Raw genomic sequence first — 1541 nt, 5'->3', positions numbered from 1 at the left:
TTTGAAATAACTAGCGGTATTAGTGAACTTCTTAATTAAATTCCATATCCATATTTGTGAAAAAAAAAGAGGCTGTCCCAAAAAGACAGCCTCTAACGAAAAACCAATTTTAACTATTTGTTTGTGAAATGATGCTTATAATTCTGCTTTTATACACCGAAGTAATTCGGTAATAAAAACTGCAGCAAGTTTATCTGATTCTACCTTGTTTTTTGGATTTCCCAATTCGTCAAATGAATCTTCAATTTTAGAAACTGGAAATGTAGCTGGAACTGTCAAAGCCATAATTTTCCAAAGAACGAATTGCAAAGAAATTAAGACTTGTGAACCTCCGAAAACTCCCGCTGAAACAGTTGATATTGCAATAGGTTTATGAAACCATTCATCATACAAAAGATCAATTGCGTTTTTTAAACTTGCCGGAAAACTTCCGTTATACTCCGGGGTAATGATGATTACTCCGCTGGATGATTTTATTTTATTGGCAAACTCAACTGCTTGTGGCAAAGTCTCTTTTTGAAATTTTAAACGTTCCTCAAAAACAGGGAAATTGTAGCTTTTTAAATCCAAAATTTCGGATGTAGCCAAGTTGTTTTCTCTTAAATATTTTTCAAAATATAAAGCAACTCTATGACTTTTGCGCCCAGTTCTAATACTTGAAGAAATAATTGAAATATGATGCATAGCTACAGTTTTAAATATTTATGGTATTAGTTTATATGACTGTCCGCTAAGCGGACTAAATTTTGAGGACTCAAACGCTTTAAAAATTTTGCCACGAATTACACGAATTTTCACAAATTTTTCACAAATTTTTTAAAAATTAAAATCACAATTCGTGGTAATTCGTGGCTGAAATAATTAATTGATATTAGTAACGGATTTAGTCATATTAGCTCAAATATCTCCTTAAAATCCAGGCAATGGTTTCATGTTGTTGCAAAATTCCGGTAAGTAAATCCGCCGTTCCAGCATCGTGATTTTCATCGGCACATATATCTATATCTTTTCGCAATTCGGATATTAGGGTTTCGTGATCTGAAAGTAATTCAGAAATCATCTCTTTTTGAACAGGATATTTGTTAGGATGTTCAACAATTCGAGAAAGTTGCATGAATTCGTTCATTGTTCCAATTGTTTTGCCTCCTAATTTATTGATACGTTCCGCTACAGTATCAATAATTCCTTCTAATTCGGAGTATTGATTTTCGAATAATTTATGCAATTCCATAAAACTTTCGCCGGCTACGTTCCAATGAAATTTTCTTGTTTTGATGTAAAGTGTCATTTCATCAGATAAAATAACGGAGAGTAAACTGTTGCCTTTTTGTAAATGATTTTCGGTAATTCCAATTTTAGGTATCATACTGTTTTGTTTAATTTGTTAATTTTCAATGCTTTGGTTTTATTTAGGGTATTTAAAAAAAAATCATCAATGTCATTTGTTAGTACCAACAAATTAAATTGTGGTGAGGATCTTCTTCTCTTGACTAAACAACATTGATTATTTTTTTCAATACTTTTAACTATTCTTTTCAGAA

At 31.3% G+C, this 1541-nt stretch carries 2 protein-coding genes; both read right to left on the bottom strand.

Features of this window, described 5'->3' with window-relative positions; translation table 11 throughout:
- Nucleotides 1-135: 135 nt before the first annotated feature.
- Nucleotides 136-684 carry an NADPH-dependent FMN reductase gene (locus tag B2145_RS11630; RefSeq protein ID WP_291102387.1) on the bottom strand — a complete coding sequence of 183 codons (549 nt, stop codon included), beginning with the start codon at nt 682-684 and terminating at the stop codon, nt 136-138.
- Nucleotides 685-892: 208 nt separating this feature from the next.
- Nucleotides 893-1366, bottom strand: coding sequence for a Dps family protein (locus B2145_RS11625; protein ID WP_291102385.1), 474 nt, complete (start codon nt 1364-1366; stop codon nt 893-895).
- Nucleotides 1367-1541 lie beyond the last annotated feature (175 nt).

This window comes from Flavobacterium sp. UBA5153 (assembly GCA_002413745.1).
GTDB lineage: Bacteria > Bacteroidota > Bacteroidia > Flavobacteriales > Flavobacteriaceae > Flavobacterium.
Note: the sequence above shows the minus strand (reverse complement) of the source record. Positions and strands in the feature narration are given on the sequence as shown.